This is a genomic window from Terrisporobacter vanillatitrophus (assembly GCF_051148895.1).
Classification (GTDB): domain Bacteria; phylum Bacillota; class Clostridia; order Peptostreptococcales; family Peptostreptococcaceae; genus Terrisporobacter; species Terrisporobacter vanillatitrophus.
This window is the reverse complement of the sequence record NZ_CP154625.1, coordinates 2,393,138-2,417,166: the sequence shown is the minus strand read 5'-3', so window position 1 is coordinate 2,417,166 and position 24,029 is coordinate 2,393,138. Positions and strand designations below refer to the sequence as shown.

The window sequence follows — 24,029 nt, the reverse complement described above, 5'->3', positions numbered from 1 at the left end:
TATGAAGTTACTAAAAGTGGCAGCTTTAGTTTTTGTTATGTGCATAATAACAACAGGCTGTGATACAAGTAGTGATTTACCTGAAAATCTACTTGATGATAATATTACTTATGATAAAGGAAAGAATGAATTATACACCTTTATAAATAAATCCTTAGATGGAACCACATTAGTTTTGCCGGATAACTCAAGTGAAGTTGGACAAATAAATGAAGTAGACTCAAATATAATTGCACTTCAAAAAAGCCAAGATGTTAATTTGAAAATAAATAAAGTTGGTTTTGTGCTTATTTCTAAAAATGATAAAGGATATACTTTGGAAGATAGTTATCTTGAAGAAGGTGAGGAAATAGAGTATGCAAATTTCTATGATTTAAACAATGATGGAAGTGACGAGGTTATATTACTTATAAATAATAAGTCAGTAACAACTATGAGTGTATATAGTATAAAAGATAATAAAATCACAAGGATTTCAAAAGTAAAGCCGACCTGGTTGGAAGATTATAAAAAATATACTCAGATGAAAATAAAAGTAGGATTTATAGATAATGACTTAAAACTAGATATTTTAATGATGAATTATGATAGAAGTAATGGTGAAATGTATGCAACTATGTTAAATTACTCTAATAATAATGAGTTGTCTACAACTAATGCGATTAAAATATCTAATGTGAAAAACTTAAATGATTTATACTTGGTAATTGGAAAAGTCTACAATAATAAAAAAGGTGTAATATTAAGTATACCTACTTTGAAAGAAAATGGGTATGCAACTCAAATGTTATTTATGAAAGATAATAAACTTAAAAAAGTATTCAATGATGATAATATTATTTTTAATTCTTATTATGTACCTGTAAGAGATGAAAATAGTGATGGAATTTTAGATATACCAGTATTAAATAATAATATGATTGAAAGTTTTGCATCAAATAGTAAGCCATCAGCTCTTGTTAGTTGGAGAAAATGGAATAATAAAACTGGTAAAGATGCAGATACAATATTTATAAGCCAAGTTTATTATAATTATAAGAATAATTTTAAATTTTTAGTACCTGATAACCTTGCAAATAAATTATATATTCAAAAGAGCATAGTAGGTGATACACCATATTATATTTTCTATTACTATGATAAGAGTAGTAAAGAACCTCTAGAATTGTTCCAAATAGGTATTTCTCTTAAAAATTTAGTTGAGGATACTAAATCAGGTCCTAAGATGGAGAGTATCTTGGCTGAAACAGATAATAACTATTACCAACTAGTAGTTAAAAATAAAGATACTTTTAAAAAATATGACTTGACATTGGAAAATATGAAGGAGTATTTTTCTATAGTTTATGGATATAAATAGAAATTTTGGGAGGAATTATTAAAAAATGAAGGAAAAAATATTAGTTTTAGAAGATGAAATAGGTATAAGAAGTTTTGTAAGTATAAATTTAAAAAGAGAAGGATATGAAATAATTGAAGCTGGAAGTGGGTCAGAAGCCATCGAGCAACTTTCAAATCATCCAGACATATCAATAGCACTACTTGATGTAATGTTACCAGATATGAGTGGAATAGATGTATGTAAATTTATAAGACAACAATTTGATCAAATTGGAGTTATTATGCTTACAGCAAAAGGTCAAGAAGAAGATAAAATAGAAGGATTTATATCTGGGGCAGATGATTATATTGTAAAACCATTTAGTATAAAAGAATTGTTAGTAAGGGTATCAGCTCTTATAAGAAGAGTTAAAAAGGACGATAATAAGCTTAAGAGTAATGAAATAATATCTGATCCTTTTGTATTAAACATAGATAAAAGAAAATTATATAAAAATGGATTAGAAATAGAATTAACGCCTACAGAATTCTCCATAGTCAAGTATTTAATGGTAAATGCTAAAAAATCATTAAGTAGAGATCAAATACTAAATGAGGTATGGGGAAGTAATTACTTATATGATTTTAAAATAGTCGATGTTAATATAAGAAGAATTAGAAATAAAATAGAAGATGATCCATCAAAACCTAAGTACATCCAAACAGTTTGGGGTTATGGATATTGTTTTAGAAAGGATGAATAATAGGTGCTACATTTAGAAGGTCTGAGAAAAAGAGTCATAAAGTATTATTTTATAATGATAATTATAACAGTAGCATTATTTGAAGGGCTATTTATGTTTTATCTTCAAAACTTCTATTACAACTCTGCTAAACAATCTTTAATTTCTCAAGCAAACTACACTATGGATATATATGATGGTGTAGGAATGGAGTCTACTAGTTTTGAAAATAAAGTTTCCAATATTTTCGAAAAAGGAAAAGTAAATAGTAATACAAATTTTTCTATTGAGTTTATAGATAAAAATAAAAATGTAATATTAGATAGATATGGAATAAAAACTAATGAAAAGTATGAATACGAAGATGTAAATAAGGCATTAAAAGGAAGTAGTAATTTAACACCATATACATATAATATTGTAGGAACAAATGAACATGTTATGAGTATATCTGTTCCACTTAAACTTAATAACCAAATAGAGGGCGTTGTTAGGTATAGCTTATCGTTAAGAAATATTGATGATACCATAATTAAGCTTGTTTTCTTTTTTATTGTTGCAGGTGTGATTATCTTAATTATTGCATTCTTACTTAGCTTAAGATTTGCAGAGTCTTTAATTAAACCAATTAAAAACTTAAAACAGTTTGCCAATGAATTAGCTCAAGGAAATTACAATATCAAATTGAAAAAAGAGCAATTACATGATGATGAAATCGGAGATCTTGTTAGGACTTTTGAGCATATGGCTGTGGAAATTGATAAAAGTAGAAAACTAAAAGAAGAGTTTATATCCTCTGTATCTCATGAGCTTAGAACACCTTTAACATCAATAAAAGGATGGAGTGAAACTTTAGCTTATGAGGGAATTGGTAAAGAAGAACTGGATTTAGGTCTTGGAATAATACAAGATGAAACAGAAAGAATGATCTCGTTAGTAGAAGATTTACTAGATTTCTCTCGTCTATCTTCAGACAGAATAAGACTTCAAATCGATATGGTAGATGTAACTAAACTGGCAAAAGGTGTAGTAACTCAGTTGGCTGTTAAGGCAAATGAAAAAAATATTACACTTCTTACAGAATTTAAAACAGAAGAAATTTTTGATATTCAAGGCGATAAAAATAGACTTAGACAAGTTTTAATCAACTTGGTTCAAAATGCCATCAAGTTTACTGCAGAGGGTGGATATGTTGTTGTAGTTGTATCACAAGGAGAAGAATTTACTACATTTACTGTTACAGATAATGGTGTGGGTATTAATAAAGAAAACTTAACTAAAGTTTTAGATAAGTTTTTCCAAGAAGATTACAATAAATCAGGTAGTGGACTTGGTCTTGCTATAAGTAATGAAATAGTAAAATTACATGGTGGTAAAATGATAATAGATAGTGAAAAAGGTGTTGGTACAAACATAACTTTCACATTAAAAAATAAAATTATTGAATCTATATAATAAAAAGTTGTATCACTAACTGGTGATGCAGCTTTTTTTAAGAGTAGTAAACTTTGCTTACTAAGAAATGGTTGTAATAATTTATATTTACTATACAATAATATTTACAGATAAATATTTATATCTTAATTTGGAGGAAACTATGGAAATAGATATTAAGGAATTTGAGCTACTTTGTGATAAAGGTAGTGGAATTTATAATGAAGATATGGTTGGATTATGTAAAAAAGGTGCGTGGGTATTAGATGGAGCTACAGGCCTGAATAATAAAAACTTAATATCTAAAGAAAGCGATGCCAAGTGGTACGTATCTTGGTGGAATCAATACTTACAAGAAAATGTAAGTAAAGATATTTCATTAAAAGAAATAGTACTAGAGGGATTAGAAAATATAAAAAAAGAGTATTTATTAAAATTAAATGAGCTAAAAATTGAAAATCTAGATTTACCTTCAGCCTCTGCAATAATAATAAAATTTTATAAGGATAAACTGGAGTATATTATTTTTGGAGATTGTACTTTATTATTAAATAAATTAGATGAAAATATAAAGATCAAAGATGAACGCGTCTGCAAACTTGATGAAAAAGTATTTTTAAAGATGGAAAAGCTTAATAAAAGCAGTAATTTAACTATATTAGAAAAAAAGGATATTTTACTTCCTTTTATAATTGAAAACAGACTTAAGAAGAATAGTGACAAAGGGTATTGGATATTAGAATTTAATAAGGATGCTGTTGAAAAATCTATACATGGTTATATTGATATAGAAGATGAAGTCAAAATTATGATGAGTAGCGATGGATTTTCTTGTGCCTGGGATAGATATAATATTTTTGAAGAAAATGAAATGATAGAAGTAGGGAAGAGCAAAGGTATTGAATATATTAATGAGAAAATTAGGGAATTGGAAAAAAAAGATAATAATGGTATGATATTTCCAAGATTTAAAGAAAGTGATGATTCATCCTGCGTCTACTTACATATTACAAAAAAATAAAAAGGATGGATGATATGAGAATATTACATATTACAGCTCAAAAACCAAATAGCACAGGTAGTGGTGTATATATGAATGGAGTAATTGAAAGTTTACATAAAATAGGCCATGATCAAGGTATAATAGCAGGTATTGATATAAAAGATGAAAAACTTTATCTTAATGATAAGATAAAGTTTTATCCAATGACTTATAATACTCCTAAATTACCTTTTCCAGTAATAGGTATGAGTGATATTATGCCCTATGAAAGTACAAAATATAAAGATCTTACTGAAGATATGATAAATAAAATTAAAGAAGAGTTTTTAAGTATTTTAAATACAACAATAAAGGACTTTAAACCAGATATTATTATATGTAATCATTTATATCTAATTACAAGTTTCGTAAGAGAAAAAGTAAAAGATATTAAAGTAGTGGGGATTTGTCATGGAACTTGTCTTAGACAATTGAAAAATATAAATTTAGAAAAAGACTATATTATTTCAAATATAAATAAGCTGGATTATTTTTTTGCTTTACATAATGTGCAAAAAGAAGAAATAATTAAGATTTTTAATTTAGAAGATGACAAGGTTACAGTTATAGGCAGTGGCTATGACGACAAAATTTTTTACAACAAAAATTACAAAGCAGGTGAAGAAATTAATATAACTTATGCAGGCAAAATTTGTGAGAGCAAAGGGATAAAGTCTTTGTTAAATAGTCTTAATCTTCTAAATTATAATAAAGGAGATATCGTAGTAAATATAGCAGGTAGTGGAAGTGATAAAGAAGAGATTGATAAAATAATAGCGCTATCAAAAAAAACTAGGTATAAAGTTAATTTTAATGGAAGATTAAATCATATAGAATTATCGGAGTTATTTAACAAAAGTCATATCTTTATATTGCCCTCATTTTATGAAGGACTTCCAATTGTTGTACTAGAAGCTTTATCATGTGGATGTAAAGTAATAGTTAGTAAAATTAATGGGTTGGAAGATTTTATTGGGGAAGAAATAAATAGTTCTGATAACATATTATATTTGCAAATGCCTAGAATGATAAATTGCACGACTCCTTTAAAAGATGATTTACCTAAGTTTGAAGAAAATATTGCAGAAAATATGGAAAAACTAATAAATGTAATTAGAAAAGATGAAAAAAGACCTGAGATAAATATGACAAATAAAACTTGGGATGGTCTTGGCAAAAAGATAGATAAAATCATAAAATTAATCGTATAAAATGATTGTATTATATATATTATAATTAGTAGATAATAGTTATAAATAAATTTTAAAAAGATATATACTTTTTCATTTATAGATGTTATAATAATTATCCTTTATATATTTGTATGTATATATCAAATATATTAAATCAAATATATTAAAGTATTAAATTGGAAGGGATATTGAAAATTTATGAATAATATACAATTATTAATAAAAAATGCCTTTGAAGCACAAGAGATGAGCTATGCACCATATTCTAATTTTAATGTTGGGGCAGCTTTACTTGGCAAAAATGGAAAAATATATCAAGGTTGCAACATTGAAAATGCATCTTATACTCCAACAAATTGTGCTGAAAGAACAGCTTTCTTTAAAGCAGTATCAGAGGGACAAAAAGAGTTTGATGCCATTGCTATAGTAGGTGGCAAAGTAGGTGAATCAGGGGAATATTGTTCACCATGTGGAGTATGCAGACAGGTAATGATGGAATTTTGTAAACCAAAAGAATTTAAAATTTACTTAGCAAAAGATAGAAATAATCTTGATGATTATATAGAATATACACTGGAAGAAATATTACCATTGGGATTTGGACCAGCAAATTTAAAATAAATAATTTTATTGTTTATGGCGACGATGATATACCTTTTCTTTGCTGTAGGGAAATTCGTTGCTTAAAATTTAACATAACTAAAAGAAGGGTTTATACCTTTCTTTTTTTATGTTATAATATTGGTCGTATTAAAATATAATATTAAAAACTCTAGGAATTTCCTAGGACTTGTTCGAGATCCTCCAAGTATAAAAAACTAGGTTAGCTTATTTAGTGGCAGTATTTAAGTTAATCCTTAGATACGGCTTTTTTGTGCAAAAAAGCGTATAGGATCTCCTTTAGAAAGATTAGGAGGAGATAAAATATGGAAAAAAGAAAAGTAATAATTGATTGTGACCCGGGTATAGACGACTGCCTGGCAATACTTCTAGCTTTAAATTCCGAGGAGTTAGAAGTTGTAGGACTTACAATCTGTAGTGGTAACGTACCAGCAGATATAGGAGCGAAAAATGCTTCAAAAGCACTTCAAATATCGAAAAGACTAGATATACCAGTTTATGTGGGAGAAAGATTACCACTGAAAAGAAATCTTGTAACGGCACAAGATACTCATGGAGAAGATGGTATAGGAGAGAATTTCTATGAAGATGTAAACAAAGAAATATTAGATGGTGGAGTAGACTTTATTATTGATACCTTAAAAAATAATGAAAAAGTATCTATAATAGCTTTAGGTCCAATGACTAATATTGCAAAAGCTTTAATGAAGAATCAAGAAGTTTTCAATAACTTAGACGAATTTGTATCTATGGGTGGAGCCTTTAGGATACATGGAAACTGTTCACCAGTTGCAGAGTTTAATTATTGGGTAGATCCTCATGCAGCTGATTATGTTTACAAAAACTTACCTAAAAAAATTCATATGGTAGGCCTAGATGTAACTAGGAAAATAGTTCTAACACCAAATATTATTGAGTTTATAAATAGACTTGATAAGGAAAAATCAAAATTTATAAGTGAAATAACAAGATTTTATATAGATTTCCATTGGGAACAAGAGCACATAATAGGATGTGTAATTAATGATCCTCTTGCGGTTGCATATTTCATTGATAGAAATTTATGTAAAGGCTTTAATTCTTATGTAGAAGTTGTTCATGAAGGAGTGGCTATGGGTCAATCTATAGTAGACTCATTTAACTTTTACAAAAATGAAGCAAATGCTTATGTTTTAACAGAAGTAGATGAAAAAGCTTTTATGAAAATGTTCTTAAAAAGAATATTTAAAGAATATGAAAATGAAATAGATAAAATCCAGGGGGTAATATAAAATGAATAAGAGTATGAACACAAGAAATTTAACTTTGATGGCAATGGGGATTTCTTTAAATATAATAGGAGCATTGATAGCTTTAACATTAAGACTACCTATTTATTTAGACTCCATAGGAACAATATTAGTAGCTTGTTTATTAGGACCTAAATTTGCAGTTATGACTGGAGTATGTGGTAGTTTAATAAGTGGTATGACTTTTGATTCATATTCATTGTATTTTGCACCAGTACAAATTAGTACAGGACTTTTAGCAGGATTAATGTATGAAAAAGGATTTTTGAGTGGTAAGAAAACACCATTTGGAGTATTTATATTTACTTTACCAACAAGTATTATAAGTGCAGTAATAGCAGCATTTTTATTTGGAGGAGTCACATCTTCTGGTTCTTCTTATATAGTACAAATATTAAGTCATTTTAATGTACCAATGATAGTTAGTGTATTTATAACTCAAGTATGTACAGATTATGCAGATAAATTCTTAGCTGTAGTTTTAGTAGCTTTAGGTATAGCAGCTTTACCTAAAAGTTATAAATTATCATTTAAACAGAAGGTGAATGAACAACATGGATAGATATAGTGAAGTAATAAATAAAAATCAGCGTGAAATAGTACTACTTAAAGCGTTTCCATGCAAATGGGGAAAATGCAACTTTTGTGATTATATATTAGATAACTCTAAGAATGAAGAAGAGATAAATAAACTAAATTTTGAAGTACTAGAAAATATTACTGGTAAATATAAAGTATTGGAAGTAATAAATTCGGGTAGTTGCTTTGAAATTCCTAAGGATACTTTACTTAAAATAAAGGAAATAATCAAAGAAAAGAAAATTGAAAGATTATTTTTAGAAAGTCATTGGATATACAAAAATAAAATTCAACAAATGAGAGATTTCTTTGAAATACCAATAACCTTTAAGATAGGCGTGGAGACTTTTGACAATGACTTTAGAAATGGATATCTTAATAAAAATGCAAAATTTGAGACAGTTGAAGAGTTGAAAAAATATTTTGATTCTCCCTGTATTATGGTAGGTATAAAAGGTCAAACTAAAGAAATGATTGATAAAGATATGGAAATTGTACAAAAGTATTTTGAACATGCAACAGTTAATGTTTTTATTAATAATTCATCTAAAGTAAAAAGGGATGAAAAATTAGTTGCTTGGTTTAGTGAAAAATATAAGTTTTTAATAGATAATCCTAATATAGAGATTTTGTTTAACAATACAGATTTTGGAGTAGGAGATTAAGAAGTAGTCCCTTTGGGACTGCTTTTTTACGTGTGCCCAGCATGGGCAACAACTTGACGGTGAAAGTCCGTTGCGGGCTTGATAGTGGGAACCGCTAGCTAATGGCAAGGGTGTCCATCGTGAGGTGGAATCTGAAGGAAGCCTACGGCAAAGTCTTGGTCTGAGGAACACGAACTACATATGAGGCTATTGGAAACGGACGAGTTTGCGTAACAAGACAAAGTCCAACACTATCCAAAATTTCTAATAGTAAATGTAGCAGATATATGAGATGAAGGTTGTTGCTCTTACCTGGGGAGGTCTGATAGATATATCATTAATAGAGGATGAACTTCCTAGATGATAACCTACATAGTGATATGTAATTGAACTATCAGAAGTCAGCAGACGTCATAGTACTATTGACTGCGCAATCAATAGGAAGGACTGAACATTAAGGAGGTTTTCAACTTTGGATAAATTGAAGAACGTGAATAAAGTGCAGACAACTGAATATTCAGGCTACCGTGTGGAAGTAAAGTTGGAAACTGGAAATAAACATGGAGTGCATAGCGTAGCTTCGGTATTACCGAAGGTAGAAATAGAGAACCGTGCAAAAATATCTACTAATAATTTACTCGATAAAATCTTAGCAAAAGATAATATGTATAGTGCTATGCAAAGAGTAATAAAGAATAAGGGTAGCCATGGTGTCGATGGAAAAAAGACTGATGAACTTCAAGACTATTGCAAAATACACTGGACTACAATGAAATCTAAATTATTAGATGGAACATACAAACCATCACCTGTTAGAAGGGTAGAAATACCTAAACCTAACGGTGGGACTAGGATGCTTGGAATTCCAACAGTAGTAGATAGAATGATACAACAAGCAATAGCACAAGCGTTGACATTTGTATATGAACCAATTTTCTCTAATAGTAGTTATGGTTTTAGACCAAACAGAAGTCAGCATCAAGCAATAAAGAAATCCTTAGAATATATAAATGAAGGATATAAATGGGTAGTAGATATGGATTTAGAGAAATTCTTTGATAAAGTAAATCATGACATTTTAATTGATAGATTATCAAGACAAATTAAAGATAAAAGAGTATTAGACTTAATAAGGAAATATCTTAAAAGTGGAATAATGTTAAATGGAGTTATCGTATCAAATGAAGAAGGAACTCCCCAAGGAGGACCATTAAGTCCGCTTCTATCAAATATAATGCTTGATGAGGTTGATAAAGAATTAGAAAGAAGAGGTCATAAATTCTGTAGATTCGCAGATGACTGTAATATCTACGTTAAAAGTAGAAAAGCAGGGTTAAGAGTTTTAAACAGTATTAAGAAATTAATTGAAAATGAATTAAAACTTAAAATAAATGAAAAGAAAAGTGCCGTTGACTTAGTTAGTCGCAGAAAATTTCTAGGATTTTCATTCTATTTTACAAAGGGCGGCGCCCAAATAAGGATACATGAAAGCTCATATAATAAACTAAAATCTAAAGTAATAGAAATTACAAATAGAAATAAAGGAATAGATATGGGATGGAGAATGTTGAAACTTAATCAACTTATGATAGGTTGGATTAATTACTTTGGCATAGCGAAAGCTAAAGGCAATATACAAAATATTGAAAAATGGATTAGGCGAAGACTTAGAGCATGTATCTGGAAACAATGGAAATTACCAAGGACGAAGTGTAAGAATCTTGTTAAACTTGGAATGGATAAATATAAGGCCTACCAATATTCAAATAAAAGAAAAGGCTACTGGAGAATATCCGGTAGCCCAATCCTATCAAAAACACTTACAAATAAATACCTAGAAGAAATAGGATATATGAGTATTTCCAAGAGATATTTAAAAGTGCATGGAACTTAATGAACCGCCGTGTACCGAACGGTACGCACGGTGGTGTGAGAGGACGCTAAATAAAATAATTATTTAGCTCCTACTCGATTTATAGTCCTAAGTTTTTTGCTATTGTGAGAGGCTAAAAATGATAGGACTCGTATAGATTATTTCTATAATACTTCCAAACTTATAGAAATAATCTATTGGACTTGAAAATGATTACATGATATTTTTTATGAAAGGGAAAAATATCATCAAAGGAGATAGGGAAATGAAAAAAAAATTATTATCAATTATTTTATGTATAACAATGGTTTCAATATTAGCATTGACAGGTTGTGGAAGTTCTAGTGAAGATACAGCTAAAAATAAGGATTTACCAACACTTAAGATTGGAGCAATTCCAGACCAAGACACTGCGCAATTAGAAAAAGGAAATGATGCGCTTGCTACATATTTAAGTGATTATTTAGGTTTTGAAGTTGAGTTTGTACCTACTGTTGATTATGCCTCTCTTGTTGAAGGATTTCAACGTGGAGATATTCAATTAGCGTGGTTTGGTGGATTGACATATGTTCAGGCAAGAAATATTGTGCCTAATTCTGAAATGATTATTCAAAGACTAGTTGATCAGTCTTTCCAGTCAGTGTTTATTAAAAATAAAGATGTTGCTGGTGACGTTGAATCTGTTATGGATTTAAAAGGCAGAACTTTTACATTTGGTTCAGAAAGTTCTACATCTGGTCACTTGATGCCAAGATATTTCATGAAAGAAGAAGGATTTGACGTTAATAAGGATCTTAAGGGAGATCCAAATTATTCAGGGTCTCATGATACTACAATTCAATTAGTAGAATCAGGAAGTTATGAAACAGGTGTACTGAATATTACGGTTTGGAACAAAGCCTTAAAAGAAGGTACTGTTGATACAGATAAGGTTGAAGTGTTCTATACTACACCAGAATACTACGATTATGGATGGACGCTTAATGCTCCTACATCTGTAGATGATATTTATGGTGAAGGCACAAGAGATAAAATTATTGAAGCCTTTAAGAAAATGAATGAGGACTATGGTAATAATGATAATGCAACTACAGCATTAGATTTTTATCAAACTAAGGAATGGATTGAAGCTGCAGATGCAAGTGCATATGATAAACTTGAATCTGTTGCAAAAAGTTTAAATTTACTTCAAGTAACAAATTAATATTTTTAGGTGAATAATATGGGAAAAGAGATTATCAGAATTGATAATGTGAGCAAACGCTATGGAAAAAAGGTAGTTTTAAATGATGTATCACTCACAATTCATAAAGGTGAGACAGTTGCATTGATTGGATCTAGTGGAACAGGGAAAACAACATTGTTTAATATTATTACAAATACAATAACTCCTGATTCTGGTCATGTATTTATTGATGAAAAAGAAGTAATAACATACAATAACAAAATGCTAGCAAAAAAATTGGGAATTATGACTCAAAGATTTGATCTAGTTAATGAATTGAGCGTTATTAATAATGTATTGGCTGGTAGACTGTCTGATTGGAGTTTTATAAAGAGTCTGATATCTTTATTTTATCCTATGGATAAACCTATTGCTGAAAAAGTTCTCAAAAGAGTAGAACTTTTAGATAAAATGTATGATAAAACAGCAAACCTTTCTGGTGGAGAGCAACAGCGTGTTGCTCTTGCTAGATTATTAGTACAACACCCACAAATTATCCTTGCAGATGAACCTATAGCATCTTTGGATCCTGCACTTTCAGAATCTGTGATTTCAATGTTAATTAATTTAACTAGTGAATATAATATTACATTAGTGAGTAGTCTTCATTCTGTAGATTATGCACTAAGATTTTTTGACAGGATTATAGGGTTAAAAGAGGGTAAAATATATATAGATTCCTCTACTTCAGATATTGATGAGGAAAAATTAAAGGAACTTTATAAATAATGGAGGATGCATATGAGTAGTTATAGAAAAAGAAATGCTCAGCACATCCTGCTGGTGGCTATATTAATAGGTTCTTTTGTTTGGAGTCTAAGTATTCTTCCACCTAAAGACGAATTAATTCATTCAGGTGGTTTAGTGCTTATGAAACGTTTATTATTATCTATCTTTGAGATGGAAATAACAAAAGAATCTTTATTAACATGTGCAAATGCGCTTCTTTTGACAGTGGTTTATGCATCAGCATCAATGGGATTATCAATAATAATTGGACTTGTCTTTGGTTTATTGTCATCAGATTTAATACTCAATGGAAGGATTGGGAGTTTCATCAAAATTTTCTTTCGAGGATTCATAGGGTTACTTCGTGGAATTCATGAATTAATCTGGGCATGGCTATTTGTAGCAGCAATTGGGTTAACGCCTTTGGCAGGTGTATTTGCTCTTGCTATTCCATATGGAGGATTACTGGCAATTAATTATTGTAATAATTTTAATAGTATACCATTAAATGCTTTAAATTCATTAAGAAAAAGTGGTGCAACTAAAGCTCAGACTATTATATATGGTATTTTGCCACAAGCATTTCCTGAGTTAGTTAGTTTTACAATAGCGAACTATGAATGTTGTTTACGTTCATCTACAATTATGAGTTTTGTAGGCTTAGGAGGAATTGGTTATCAGATACAAATTGCTTTAAGAGATATGAAATTTAATCTTGTATGGTTAAATGTTATAGCATTAATTTTAATGGTTGTAGTAATTGATTTATGGAGTAATGAGTTGAGAAAGAGGATTATGTCATGAGTAAATTTAGAACAAACAAATCAAGATATATATCTACTTCTATTATAATATTTGTTTCAATTATTATTGCCTCATGGGGATATTTAATTATAAACAATGATGATCTGTTTGATGTATTTAATCAACGTAATATGGAGTTTCTTAAGGGATTCATTGAAAAAATGTTTGGTAAGGGTGCAAAAAAGATTGCTTATACAGATGTACAACGATGGAAAGAGGTATTGTTGCTATGCTATGATACGATTGCAATGAGTGTTTTAGCTACAGGATTGGCAGCAATAGGAACCTTAATTACAGTAATTCCAGCAGCATCAAATTTCTCTGATGGAAAGTTAACAGTAAAAAAAACATGGTATGGTAAAGGCATATTCTATATAATACGTTTTATATATATTATTACGAGGTCTGTTCCAGAGCTTGTTTGGGGAATGATATTTATATTTTTTATTCGAGCAGGTATTTTGCCTGGTGCATTAGCACTAGCGCTACACAACTTTGGAATTTTGGGGCGTCTTTGCGCGGAAGTAATAGAAGATATTAATATTAAGCCGATTCAGAGTTTGTACAGATGTGGTGCCAGTGGAGCTCAAATGTTAATATATGGAGTGATACCATCGTGTATTGAAAAATTTTTGTATTATATGCTCTATCGTTTTGAAGTAATTGTAAGATCTACAATTACGGTAGGTGCAGTAGGTGCAGGTGGATTAGGATTATATTTTAAATTAAAGATGTCTGCGTTAGATTATACAGGAGTCACATTGGTAATTATCTGTTACCTTCTCGTTGTGTATGTAACAGATATTACATCTGCAAAATTAAGGAAGTTGAGTAGTAATTAAAAATTACGTATAAAATATAAGGTCTTATATAAAATAAAGTAGAATTACAAAAAGAGTATATCAAAATTGATATACTCTTTTTGTAATTAATTTTTAATTATTCAGTTTCAGAAAATTCGTCTTTGCCAACACCACATAAAGGGCATTCCCAATCATCTGGTAAATCTTCAAATGAAGTTCCAGGGTTTATTCCATGATCAGGATCGCCTACTTCTGGATCATAAACATAATCACAAATATCACAAATATACTTTTTCATAATTTATCCTCCTTTATTTAACCATAAACATATTTGATGTATTATTACCCATAATAATGGATAATTATAGAAAAATCCACACTATTAATGTAAGTATACAAAATACTTTTTACTAATATTATTAAATTAATATTTAAATAAAACAACAATATTCTTAATAAGATGACAATTTTTTATACTTACTTATTTTCATTTTTCTAAAAAATAATATATAATTTAATTATGACAAAATAGCATATAGTAGGGGGAATTTTATGTTTAACAGTATATCAAACAAAAAAGTTTACGAGGAAGTAATTGAACAAATACAAAAAAATATAATTGATGGGGACTTAAAAAAAGGTGATAGACTGCCGTCAGAAAGAGAATTATCAGAACTTATGAATATAAGTAGGACGTCTATTAGAGAAGCGTTAAGAGTATTGGAAAGTATGGGAGTAGTAGAAAGTATTCATGGAGAGGGAAATTTTATTTGTTCAAATACTGAAAAATCATTACTACAACCTTTATCCATGATGTTTAAATTAAATAATGGTAAGTATCAAGATATTTTTGAACTTAGAAAAGTTTTAGAAGTAGAAAATGCTAGGCTTGCTGCTATTAGAGCAACGGATATGGATTGTAGAGAATTGCTTACTATAGTGAAAGAAATGGAAGCAGAAAGTAAAGGCGAAAATAGAAATGAAATTTTAGTTGAGTTAGACAAAAGATTTCATAATAAGGTTGCATCTATGAGCAAAAACTGTTTAATAGAAAGCTTATTTAATACAGCATCCATGTTATTTGAAAGATTTATTGAGGATGCCAGGTATGAAATTATTCAAAATGATATGGCTGATAAATTTTTATTAAGTCAGCACTATGAAATTTGTAATGGAATAATTAAAAAAAATGAAGAAAAAGCTTTAAAAGCAATGGAAGCCCATATGAGGTACATTGAAGAGAATTTTGACAAATAATGTCTTAAAATAAAGTATACAAATATAAAAAATATTGTTAAATTTCAGACTATTATTGTTTTTTGGAAAAATTTAGAATAAACTTTAGATAGATAAGTGGTAATACCACTGACCACCTTTGGAATGACCAGTATAAACAAGGGGGAATATATTAATGAATGAATATGTTTTGTTTCTTATTGCTTTAGTTCCTATAGTTTGGCTTATAGTATCTTTAGGTGTACTAAAATTGCCAGCACATAAGACATGTTTTTTTACTGCGTTTCTAAGTTTACTAATTGCAATAATATTTTGGAAAATGCCTGTTATTGACGGAGTAACAGCCTCGATAGAGGGCATGGCCATTGCACTTTGGCCAATACTTTTAGTAATAGTTGCAGCATTATTTACTTATAATCTTGCTTGTGAAACTAAAACAATGGATGTTATGAAAACTATGTTATCTAGTATAACTACTGATAATAGAATCCAAGTTTTAATTTTAGCTTGGGGATTTGGAGGATTTCTTGAAGCTGTAGCAGGATATGGGACAGCTGTTGCCATACCAGCAAGTATTCTAGCATCTATTGGCTTTAATCCTATTTTTGCAGCAGTTATATGTTTAATATCCAATACTGTTCCTACTGCATTTGGAGCAATAGGAATACCCGTTACAACACTAGCAACAGTTACCAATCTAGATGTTATTCAACTAAGTTTTATCACATCATTACAACTTGCAGGTTTTATAATGTTAATTCCATTTTTATTAGTCATCTTAACAGAAAGAAATATAAAAGCAGTGAAAGGTGTTTTTTTAATTACCTTAGTGTCTGGTGTATCTTTTGCCATTCCTCAAATTTTTATAGCAAAATATTTAGGTGCTGAACTGCCAGCACTTATAGGAAGTATTTGCTCCATAATATGTACAATTATTATGGCAAAAATTATGAATAAAAATGAAGAAAAACCAGAGGATTTAACTACAGATGAGGATACTGAAGTAATAGTAAAGAAAGTATCAGCTAAAGAAGGAATTTTAGCTTGGCTACCTTATATTCTTCTTTGTACATTAATATTAATAACAAGTCCTTTAGTTCCTAGTTTAAATTCATTTGTAGGACAATTTAGTAGTAATATCCACATATACAGCGGTGATTCTACTTCTACAACAGGTTTTTCTTGGATAAATACACCTGGTATGATGATTATAATTGCAACAGTTATTGCAGGATTTATTCAAAAACTAAAATTTGTATATATGGCAAAGGTTTTTAAGAATACAGTAATACAATTGAAAACATCATTTATTACTATAATATCTATAGTTGCCATATCAAAAATTATGTCACATAGTGGTATGACTAGTTCCATATCCTTTGGACTTTGTGCAATAACAGGAAGTTTTTATCCTTTAATTTCACCACTTCTTGGAGCTATAGGAACATTTGTTACTGGTAGTGATACTTCAGCCAATATTTTATTTGGAGGATTACAAGTGGAAGCAGCTAAGTCTTTATCAATAGATCCTTATTGGATTGCTGCAGCAAATACGGCTGGTGCTACAGCTGGGAAAATGATTTCACCGCAAAGTATAGCAATTGCCACTTCTGCAACAGGACTAATTGGTCAAGAAGGAAAGATTTTTAGTTCCACAGTTAAGTATTGTTTAGGATATGTAATCATACTTGGTTTAATAGTATATTTTGGTAGGTTCTTACCTATACTTGGACTTTAATTTTAAGGGGGAAAGTATTATGACAATTATAAAAGTACCTTATTCAAAACAAGGTATGAATTTAGAAATAGAAGATAAGAATTTAGAAGCTATTTTAGTTTCTAAATCACATGATTTTATTGTTACAAAAAGTGAAAGTGAAATTGTAAAAAATTCTTTAGACAATCCAATTGGAGCATCAAGATTAGAAGAGTTAGCAAAAGGTAAAGAAAATATTGTTATTATAACAAGTGACCATACTAGACCAGTACCAAGTCGTGTAATAATGCCACAAATTTTAGAAAGAATTAGAAAAGGAAATCCAAATGCAAAAATTAAAATATTAGTTGCTACAGGATTTCATAGACCTAGCACAAAAGAAGAATTAATATTTAAATTAGGTGAAGAAATAGTAGAAAAAGAAGAAATTGTAATTCATAAATCTACAAATGACGAAGACATGATAAAAATGGGTGTACTTCCTTCTGGTGGAGATTTTTATATAAATAAATTAGCTGCTAAGGCAGACTTGCTTGTTGCAGAAGGATTTATAGAACCACATTTTTTTGCGGGATTTTCAGGTGGAAGAAAAAGTGTACTTCCTGGTGTAGCATCTTCAAAAACTATAATGTATAACCATTGTAGCGAATTTATAGACAGTAATAATTCAAGAACAGGAATATTAAATAATAATCCAATACATGAAGATATGGTATATGCCGCGAAAACTGCAAAGCTTGCTTTTATAGTTAATGTGGCTATAGATAAGGATAAAAAGGTTATAGCATCTTTTGCTGGAGATGTAGATAAAGCACATGAAGAAGGTTGTGAATTCGTAACTAATTTATCAAAAATAAATAAAATTCCAGCTGATATAGTTGTAAGTACAAATGGCGGATATCCTCTAGATCAAAATATTTATCAATCAGTAAAGGGGATGACAGCAGCTGAAGCTACTTGTAAAGAGGGTGGAGTAATAATAATGGTAGCAGCTTGCAATGATGGCCATGGTGGTCAGTCTTTCTATGATAATGTGGCTAATGCATCTTCACCAAAAGAAATATTAGAAAATGTGAGAAATGTTAAGAAAGAAGATACTGTTCCTGATCAATGGGAATTTCAAATATTAGCAAGGATTTTAGATAAATTCACTGTAATAATTGTTACTGATGAATGTGATCCTAAAATGATTACAAGTATGCATATGAAACATGCTTATAATTTTGATGAAGCTTTAAATTTAGCTTATGAGATTAAAGGTGAAGATGCTAAGGTAGTTGTCATTCCAGATGGCGTATCTGTAATTGTTAAATAGTTAAGGAGGAAGAATAATGGAAATTTTAGTATGTGTTAAACAAGTTCCAGGAACAACACAAGTTGAAGTTGATCCAGTAACTGGTGTTTTAAAAAGAGATGGAGTAGATTCAAAGATGAATCCTTACGATTTATTTGCCTTAGAAACTGCGTTAAGAATTAAAAAAGAAAATAATGCAACTATAAAAGCAATAACCATGGGACCACCTCAAGCAAAGACAGTAATAAAAGAAAGTTTTTCTATGGGAGTTGATGAGGGAGCAATAATCAGTGATAGAAAATTTGGTGGAGCTGACGTACTTGCAACTTCTTATACTTTATCTCAAGGAATTAAAAAAATATCAAATCCAGATTTAATCATATGTGGAAAACAAACTACAGATGGTGATACAGCTCAAGTTGGATCAGAAATTGCTGAGTTTTTAAATATACCTCATGTGACAAATGTAACTGAAATAATAGAAGTAAAAGAAAATTCTATAGTTGTAGAAATAGATTTACCAACTTCTATGGAAGTGTGTGAAATAACTTATCCATGTTTAATAACTGTGGAAAAAGATATATTCCAACCAAGATTACCTTCTTTTAAATTAAAAATGTCTACTAAAAATAGAGAAATACCAATGTTTACTCTAAATGATTTTGAAGATAAAGATGAAAATCATTATGGGTTAAATGGTTCGCCTACTCAAGTAAAAAGAATATTCCCACCTACTCCAAATACAGATAAAAACGTATTAAGGGGAAGTGGTGAGGAGCTTACAGAGGCTTTATTTAATAAAATAGTAGACTTGAAAATATTATAGAAGGGAGAAATTAAAATGGCTAAAATGATTGTAAATTCTGGGAAAATTACTAATATAAAAGAAGTTTTAGAACTTTGTCCATTTGGAGCATTAGAAGAAGTAGATGGAAAAGTTGAAATAAATGCAGCTTGTAAAATGTGTAAAGTATGTGTAAAAAAAGGACCAGAAGGTGCTTTTGAATTTGAAGAAGATGAGGTAGTAGCAATAAATAAAGATGAGTGGAAAGGTATAACAGTATATGTGGAACACTCAGATGGAGAAATTCATCCAGTAACTTATGAACTAATAGGAAAAGCAAGAGAATTGGCAGAAAAAATAAATCATCCAGTTTACTGTGTATTTGTAGGAAGTAACATAAAAGACAAATGTGACCTACTACTTTCTTATGGTGTTGATGAAGTATTTGTTTATGATAATGAAGAGTTAGATAAATTTAGAATAGAACCATATGCTGCAGCAGTTGAAAGTTATATATCAAATATAAAACCTACAATAATGTTATTTGGTGGAACAACTATAGGTAGGTCTTTAGCTCCAAGACTTGCTGCAAGATTTAGAACAGGACTTACTGCTGATTGCACAATTTTAGACATTCAAGAAAATACAGATTTGGATCAAATAAGACCTGCTTTTGGTGGTAATATAATGGCACATATAAATACTCCAAATCACAGACCGCAATTTGCTACTGTAAGATATAAAATATTCTCAGCACCTGAGAAAGTTGAAAATCCTAGTGGAAAGATTACAATTTGTGAGATAGAGAAAGATAATTTAATATCTAATATAAAAGTAATTGAAACAAAAGTAAAAAATAAAGTGATAGGTATTGAAGATGCAGAAGTTGTAGTTGTTGTTAGTAGAGCATTTAAAAAAGCTGAAGATATAAAAATGGCAGAAAAATTAGCGTATCTTTTAGGCGGTCAATTGGCAGGTACTAGACCTACTATTGAATCAGGATGGATAGATCCTAGAAAACAAATAGGACTTAGTGGTAGAACTGTAAAACCAAAACTTATAATAACTTGTGGTGTATCTGGAGCAGTTCAATTTGTTGCAGGAATGAAAGGTTCTGATTATATAATTGCCATTAATCAAGATGAAAATGCCCCTATATTTGACGTGGCTCACTTAGCATTAATAGGTGATATTTATGAAATAATACCAATGTTAATTGAAAAGATAGAAAACATTAAAAAAAATAATAATTCACAAGCTGAGTTTGCACTATCTTAAAATAGTAGGAGGGGAATATTATGTATAAGAAATTAGATAAAAATGATATAGAATTTTTAAAAAGTATTTGTAATGAGGAAGAGATTATTGTTGGTGATGAAATAAGTGAAGACTTTGCCCATGATGAGTTAGCAGGAGAATTAAAATATCCAGAGGTAATGGTTTATGTGAGAAGTACTGAGCAAGTTTCTAAAATAATGAAATATGCTTATGAAAATAATATACCTGTAACACCGAGGGGGCAAGGGACAGGGCTTTCTGGCGCATCTGTTGCCCTTCACGGTGGAATCATGATGAACATGTGTAAGATGGATAAAATATTAGAACTTGATGAAGAAAACTTAACTTTAACTGTAGAGCCAGGGGTATTACTTATGACTATAGGTCAATTTGTGGAAGAACATGACTTATTTTATCCACCAGATCCAGGAGAAAAAAGTGCTGCCATTGGAGGAAATATAAACACTAATGCTGGAGGTATGAGAGCAGTAAAATATGGAGTGACAAGAGATTATGTAAGAGGTTTAGAAATTGTACTTCCAAATGGAGAAATAATAAATGTAGGTGGAAAAGTTGTTAAAAACTCTTCTGGTTATGCAATAAAAGATTTAATAGTAGGTTCAGAAGGGACATTAGGAATTGTAACTAAAGCTATTTTAAAATTACTCCCACTACCTAAAAAAGCTATTAGTTTACTAATTCCTTTCCCTGATTTAGAGTCAGCAATAGACACTGTTCCCAAAATAATAAAATCAAAATCTATACCTACAGCAGTAGAATTTATGGAAAGAGAAGCCATTGTAGGTGCAGAAGAATTTTTAGGTAAGAAGTTCCCTGATAATTCATCAAATGCATACTTGCTATTAAAGTTTGATGGAAACTCTACTGAAGAAATAGAAAAAGAATATGAAAATGTGGCAAAACTTTGTTTAGAGTGTGGGGCATATGATGTATTAATCTCAGACACAGACGAGAGAAATGAAAGTATATGGTCTGCAAGGGGAGCCTTTTTAGAGGCATTTAAAGCAAATAGTGTAATAGATGAATGTGATGTTGTTGTACCAAGAGATAAAGTTGCAGAGTTTATAAAATATACTCATGATATACAAAAAGAAGTAGGAATTAGAATTAAAAGTTTTGGTCATGCAGGAGACGGGAACTTACACGTTTATCCTCATAAAGATAATTTATCAGAAGAAGAATGGAACGAAAAGCTTTCTAAGGCTTTTCAATTAATGTTTAGTAAAGCTAGAAAATTAAACGGAGAAGTATCAGGAGAGCACGGGATAGGATATGCTAAGAGTTCGTATTTCTGTGAATCTAAAGATGAAAACTATGTAAATATATTAAAAGGAATAAAAACTGCTTTTGATCCTAAAAATATTTTAAATCCAGGTAAAATTTATTAATATTTATATGAAAAAAGATAGAGAAGGATGAACTATATATAAGCGCATCCTTCTCTATTTTTTTAAAATAAAAAAGTAATTAGAAATGCTAAAAAATATATTTACAAAAGGGGAAAGTATACATTTTATTCATTTTTAGAGAAAATTTTACAAATTATGCTTTTATTTAAAGTTATTATAAATTATAATAACTTTAAGGAAAGGGGATGATATAGTGTCAAGTAGTTTTACAAAAGAGTCAATTAAATTTATTATTTTAGTAGCATTTGCATCAATTCTAGTATTAAATCCATCAGACTTTAATTCAAAAAGTGAAAATATTAAAAATATCAATGTAGCATATTCACAATCTAAAGGATTTGTCAAAGAAGGCGGATATACATACTATTATAGTCCAAAAACAGGTAAAAAACTTACAGGATTACAAACTATAGAAGGTTACAGATATTATTTTTCTAGTACAGGAAAAATGCAAACTGGACTACAAACTATAGGCGGGTATAAATACTACTTTTCAAAATTAACTGGAAAAGCATTAAGTGGATTGAGAGTAATAAGTGGAAATAAATATTATTTTTCAACAGTCACAAATAAAGCTAAAAGTGGTTTAAGACTTATATCAGGAGAAAAATATTATTTTTCAACAGTAACATATAAAGCTTTAAGTGGTTTAAGAGTTATATCAGGAAATAAATATTATTTTTCAGAAAGTACGAAAAAAGCCTTAAGTGGATTAATGGAAGTAGATGGAAATAAATATTATTTTTCTAAGAAAACAAAATCAGCCTTAGGCGGGTTGAGATTAATAAGTGGAAATAAATATTATTTTTCAACAGTCACGTATAAGGCCAAAAGTGGTTTAAGGCTTATATCAGGAGAAAAATATTATTTTTCAGAAAGTACGAAAGAAGCTTTAAGTGGATTAATAGAAGTGGATGGAAATAAATATTATTTTTCTCCAGAAACTAAGGTAGCTTTAAGTGGATTTGTAACTATTGAGAATAACAAATATTATTTTAATACATCTTCTAAGCAAATGGTATTAGGATTGCAAGTCATTGATGGGAAGTATTATAATTTTGATGAGAAAACAGGTATTTTATTAGAAGATGAAAAGGTAAGTGGAATTGTATACAAAGACGGTGAGCCTTATCTTTATGTAGATGAAGATGGAAATAGCAAAACAGGTATGATTACTGTGGAAGAAGGAGTAAGGTATTACTTCTTAAAAGGTGGAGGAATACACAAAGGATTTAGAACAGTAGGAAGTAAGCTATACTATTTTTCTACAGAAGATGGGAAAGCTCAAAATGGAATTACAAAAGTAGGTTCTGATACATATTACTTCCATCCAAAGTATTTTTATGCTTTAACAGGTCTTCATTCTATATGGGAAAAAACTTATTATCTTAATCCTGATGATTATAAAATGATGAAAAATGATACAGTTAAAATTGGATATTTATTATTTACAGCCGATGAAAATGGATTAGTAATTGATATAAAACCTGCAACAGGGTATGAAAACAACGAAAGAGCAAAAGGACTTATTGAAGGTTTTAAATTAATAGGAACTCCATATGGTTCAGATGATGGTCAGACAATGTGTAATAGATTTGCTGCCACAGTATATCTTGCTGCTGGAAATGATGAACTAGTAAAATACAGCCAGATTACTGGTAATATGCTTTATAAAAAAGCAAGTGAGCAAGCAGAATATGTACTTAAAAAAGGTTATAATGAAAATATGACAGCTTATAATTTAAAGCCAGGAGATTTAATATATTGGGATAATGGTCCAACAGGTCCTGCTGAAGATAAATTTACATTTAATGGAACAGAATATTCAATAGGTCACGTATCAGTATATGTTGGTGAAGGTGTAATGATAGAAGCAACAAGTGTACCATGGGTAGGAGAAGGTCATACTAGAGTAACTACTTTTGATCCTTCAAATGCAAGACCTACATCAAATCCAATTATATTCGCAAATATGTTACCATAAAAGAAAT

The 24,029-nt window shown here is 29.6% G+C and carries 22 protein-coding genes; 21 read left to right on the top strand and 1 reads right to left on the bottom strand.

The genetic code is table 11. The annotated features are described in order from the left end of the window. The first annotated feature begins 1 nt into the window (after position 1). The 14 genes from TVTCOM_RS12080 (at position 2) to TVTCOM_RS12015 (ending at position 14,338) form a co-directional block, all read left to right on the top strand. Entirely contained in the window at positions 2-1,360 is a 1,359-nt protein-coding gene (locus TVTCOM_RS12080; RefSeq protein WP_434796530.1) for a hypothetical protein, read from the top strand. Positions 1,361-1,385: 25 nt separating this feature from the next. After that, positions 1,386-2,084, top strand: coding sequence for a cell wall metabolism DNA-binding response regulator WalR (gene walR, locus TVTCOM_RS12075; protein WP_434796529.1), 699 nt, complete (start codon positions 1,386-1,388; stop codon positions 2,082-2,084). 3 nt (positions 2,085-2,087) lie between these two features. After that, positions 2,088-3,518, top strand: coding sequence for an ATP-binding protein (locus TVTCOM_RS12070; protein WP_434796528.1), 1,431 nt, complete (start codon positions 2,088-2,090; stop codon positions 3,516-3,518). A 142-nt stretch (positions 3,519-3,660) separates the two neighbouring features. Continuing rightward, positions 3,661-4,518: a hypothetical protein gene (locus TVTCOM_RS12065; RefSeq protein ID WP_434796527.1), complete on the top strand. Its 858-nt coding sequence runs from the start codon at positions 3,661-3,663 to the stop codon at positions 4,516-4,518. Between the two features lie 14 nt (positions 4,519-4,532). Next, positions 4,533-5,750, top strand: coding sequence for a glycosyltransferase family 4 protein (locus TVTCOM_RS12060; RefSeq protein WP_434796526.1), 1,218 nt, complete (start codon positions 4,533-4,535; stop codon positions 5,748-5,750). Positions 5,751-5,930: 180 nt separating this feature from the next. Continuing rightward, a complete protein-coding gene (locus TVTCOM_RS12055; RefSeq protein ID WP_434796525.1) occupies positions 5,931-6,353 on the top strand; it encodes a cytidine deaminase in 423 nt (140 codons plus the stop codon). A 305-nt stretch (positions 6,354-6,658) separates the two neighbouring features. Further along, a complete protein-coding gene (locus TVTCOM_RS12050) occupies positions 6,659-7,624 on the top strand; it encodes a nucleoside hydrolase (RefSeq protein ID WP_434796524.1) in 966 nt (321 codons plus the stop codon). A 1-nt stretch (position 7,625) separates the two neighbouring features. Beyond that, positions 7,626-8,204 (top strand): ECF transporter S component, encoded by a 579-nt coding sequence (locus tag TVTCOM_RS12045; RefSeq protein WP_434796523.1) that lies wholly within the window; start codon positions 7,626-7,628, stop codon positions 8,202-8,204. Further along, entirely contained in the window at positions 8,197-8,886 is a 690-nt protein-coding gene (locus TVTCOM_RS12040; protein WP_434796522.1) for a radical SAM protein, read from the top strand. The genes TVTCOM_RS12045 and TVTCOM_RS12040 overlap by 8 nt, the downstream gene beginning before the upstream one ends. 451 nt (positions 8,887-9,337) lie before the next feature. Then, on the top strand, positions 9,338-10,759 hold the full coding sequence (ltrA, locus tag TVTCOM_RS12035; protein WP_434796521.1) for a group II intron reverse transcriptase/maturase: 1,422 nt from the start codon (positions 9,338-9,340) through the stop codon (positions 10,757-10,759). A 244-nt stretch (positions 10,760-11,003) separates the two neighbouring features. After that, positions 11,004-11,942 (top strand): putative selenate ABC transporter substrate-binding protein, encoded by a 939-nt coding sequence (locus tag TVTCOM_RS12030; protein WP_434796520.1) that lies wholly within the window; start codon positions 11,004-11,006, stop codon positions 11,940-11,942. 18 nt (positions 11,943-11,960) lie between these two features. Next, positions 11,961-12,692, top strand: a complete 732-nt coding sequence (locus TVTCOM_RS12025; protein WP_434796519.1) for a phosphonate ABC transporter ATP-binding protein — start codon at positions 11,961-11,963, stop codon at positions 12,690-12,692. A gap of 12 nt (positions 12,693-12,704) precedes the next feature. Continuing rightward, the gene (locus TVTCOM_RS12020; RefSeq protein WP_434796518.1) at positions 12,705-13,496 is read left to right on the top strand and encodes a PhnE/PtxC family ABC transporter permease; all 792 of its coding nucleotides are present in this window, start codon (positions 12,705-12,707) and stop codon (positions 13,494-13,496) included. Next, on the top strand, positions 13,493-14,338 hold the full coding sequence (locus tag TVTCOM_RS12015) for a PhnE/PtxC family ABC transporter permease (protein ID WP_434796517.1): 846 nt from the start codon (positions 13,493-13,495) through the stop codon (positions 14,336-14,338). The genes TVTCOM_RS12020 and TVTCOM_RS12015 overlap by 4 nt, the downstream gene beginning before the upstream one ends. A gap of 97 nt (positions 14,339-14,435) precedes the next feature. Here TVTCOM_RS12015 and rd read toward each other — a convergent pair whose 3' ends face one another. Further along, positions 14,436-14,597: a rubredoxin gene (gene rd, locus TVTCOM_RS12010; protein ID WP_434796516.1), complete on the bottom strand. Its 162-nt coding sequence runs from the start codon at positions 14,595-14,597 to the stop codon at positions 14,436-14,438. A gap of 254 nt (positions 14,598-14,851) precedes the next feature. Here rd and TVTCOM_RS12005 point away from each other — a divergent pair, with 254 nt between their 5' ends. The 7 genes from TVTCOM_RS12005 to TVTCOM_RS11975 all read left to right on the top strand — a co-directional run bounded on the left by TVTCOM_RS12005 (position 14,852) and on the right by TVTCOM_RS11975 (position 24,022). Beyond that, positions 14,852-15,556: a FadR/GntR family transcriptional regulator gene (locus tag TVTCOM_RS12005; RefSeq protein WP_434796515.1), complete on the top strand. Its 705-nt coding sequence runs from the start codon at positions 14,852-14,854 to the stop codon at positions 15,554-15,556. 154 nt (positions 15,557-15,710) lie between these two features. Then, positions 15,711-17,273 (top strand): L-lactate permease, encoded by a 1,563-nt coding sequence (locus TVTCOM_RS12000; RefSeq protein ID WP_434796514.1) that lies wholly within the window; start codon positions 15,711-15,713, stop codon positions 17,271-17,273. 19 nt (positions 17,274-17,292) lie between these two features. Beyond that, positions 17,293-18,567: a nickel-dependent lactate racemase gene (gene larA, locus TVTCOM_RS11995; RefSeq protein WP_434796513.1), complete on the top strand. Its 1,275-nt coding sequence runs from the start codon at positions 17,293-17,295 to the stop codon at positions 18,565-18,567. Positions 18,568-18,583: 16 nt separating this feature from the next. Beyond that, positions 18,584-19,372, top strand: coding sequence for an electron transfer flavoprotein subunit beta/FixA family protein (locus TVTCOM_RS11990; protein ID WP_434796512.1), 789 nt, complete (start codon positions 18,584-18,586; stop codon positions 19,370-19,372). Positions 19,373-19,387: 15 nt separating this feature from the next. Next, positions 19,388-20,608 (top strand): FAD-binding protein, encoded by a 1,221-nt coding sequence (locus TVTCOM_RS11985; RefSeq protein ID WP_434796511.1) that lies wholly within the window; start codon positions 19,388-19,390, stop codon positions 20,606-20,608. A 20-nt stretch (positions 20,609-20,628) separates the two neighbouring features. Next, a complete protein-coding gene (locus TVTCOM_RS11980) occupies positions 20,629-22,017 on the top strand; it encodes an FAD-binding oxidoreductase (RefSeq protein ID WP_434796510.1) in 1,389 nt (462 codons plus the stop codon). 214 nt (positions 22,018-22,231) lie between these two features. Then, complete coding sequence (locus tag TVTCOM_RS11975; RefSeq protein WP_434796509.1) at positions 22,232-24,022, top strand: hypothetical protein; 1,791 nt, start codon at positions 22,232-22,234, stop codon at positions 24,020-24,022. Positions 24,023-24,029: the final 7 nt, after the last annotated feature.

Coding starts and splice junctions, on each gene's coding strand:
- TVTCOM_RS11985 (WP_434796511.1), top strand. CDS start 19,388: ATGGCTAAAATGATTGTAAATTCTGGGAAAATTACTAATATAAAAGAA.
- rd (WP_434796516.1), bottom strand. CDS start 14,597: ATGAAAAAGTATATTTGTGATATTTGTGATTATGTTTATGATCCAGAA.
- TVTCOM_RS12060 (WP_434796526.1), top strand. CDS start 4,533: ATGAGAATATTACATATTACAGCTCAAAAACCAAATAGCACAGGTAGT.
- walR (WP_434796529.1), top strand. CDS start 1,386: ATGAAGGAAAAAATATTAGTTTTAGAAGATGAAATAGGTATAAGAAGT.
- TVTCOM_RS12030 (WP_434796520.1), top strand. CDS start 11,004: ATGAAAAAAAAATTATTATCAATTATTTTATGTATAACAATGGTTTCA.
- TVTCOM_RS12055 (WP_434796525.1), top strand. CDS start 5,931: ATGAATAATATACAATTATTAATAAAAAATGCCTTTGAAGCACAAGAG.
- TVTCOM_RS12045 (WP_434796523.1), top strand. CDS start 7,626: ATGAATAAGAGTATGAACACAAGAAATTTAACTTTGATGGCAATGGGG.
- TVTCOM_RS12065 (WP_434796527.1), top strand. CDS start 3,661: ATGGAAATAGATATTAAGGAATTTGAGCTACTTTGTGATAAAGGTAGT.
- TVTCOM_RS12080 (WP_434796530.1), top strand. CDS start 2: ATGAAGTTACTAAAAGTGGCAGCTTTAGTTTTTGTTATGTGCATAATA.
- TVTCOM_RS11990 (WP_434796512.1), top strand. CDS start 18,584: ATGGAAATTTTAGTATGTGTTAAACAAGTTCCAGGAACAACACAAGTT.
- TVTCOM_RS12025 (WP_434796519.1), top strand. CDS start 11,961: ATGGGAAAAGAGATTATCAGAATTGATAATGTGAGCAAACGCTATGGA.
- TVTCOM_RS12040 (WP_434796522.1), top strand. CDS start 8,197: ATGGATAGATATAGTGAAGTAATAAATAAAAATCAGCGTGAAATAGTA.
- TVTCOM_RS12020 (WP_434796518.1), top strand. CDS start 12,705: ATGAGTAGTTATAGAAAAAGAAATGCTCAGCACATCCTGCTGGTGGCT.
- TVTCOM_RS12005 (WP_434796515.1), top strand. CDS start 14,852: ATGTTTAACAGTATATCAAACAAAAAAGTTTACGAGGAAGTAATTGAA.
- TVTCOM_RS12000 (WP_434796514.1), top strand. CDS start 15,711: ATGAATGAATATGTTTTGTTTCTTATTGCTTTAGTTCCTATAGTTTGG.
- TVTCOM_RS11980 (WP_434796510.1), top strand. CDS start 20,629: ATGTATAAGAAATTAGATAAAAATGATATAGAATTTTTAAAAAGTATT.
- TVTCOM_RS12015 (WP_434796517.1), top strand. CDS start 13,493: ATGAGTAAATTTAGAACAAACAAATCAAGATATATATCTACTTCTATT.
- larA (WP_434796513.1), top strand. CDS start 17,293: ATGACAATTATAAAAGTACCTTATTCAAAACAAGGTATGAATTTAGAA.
- TVTCOM_RS12050 (WP_434796524.1), top strand. CDS start 6,659: ATGGAAAAAAGAAAAGTAATAATTGATTGTGACCCGGGTATAGACGAC.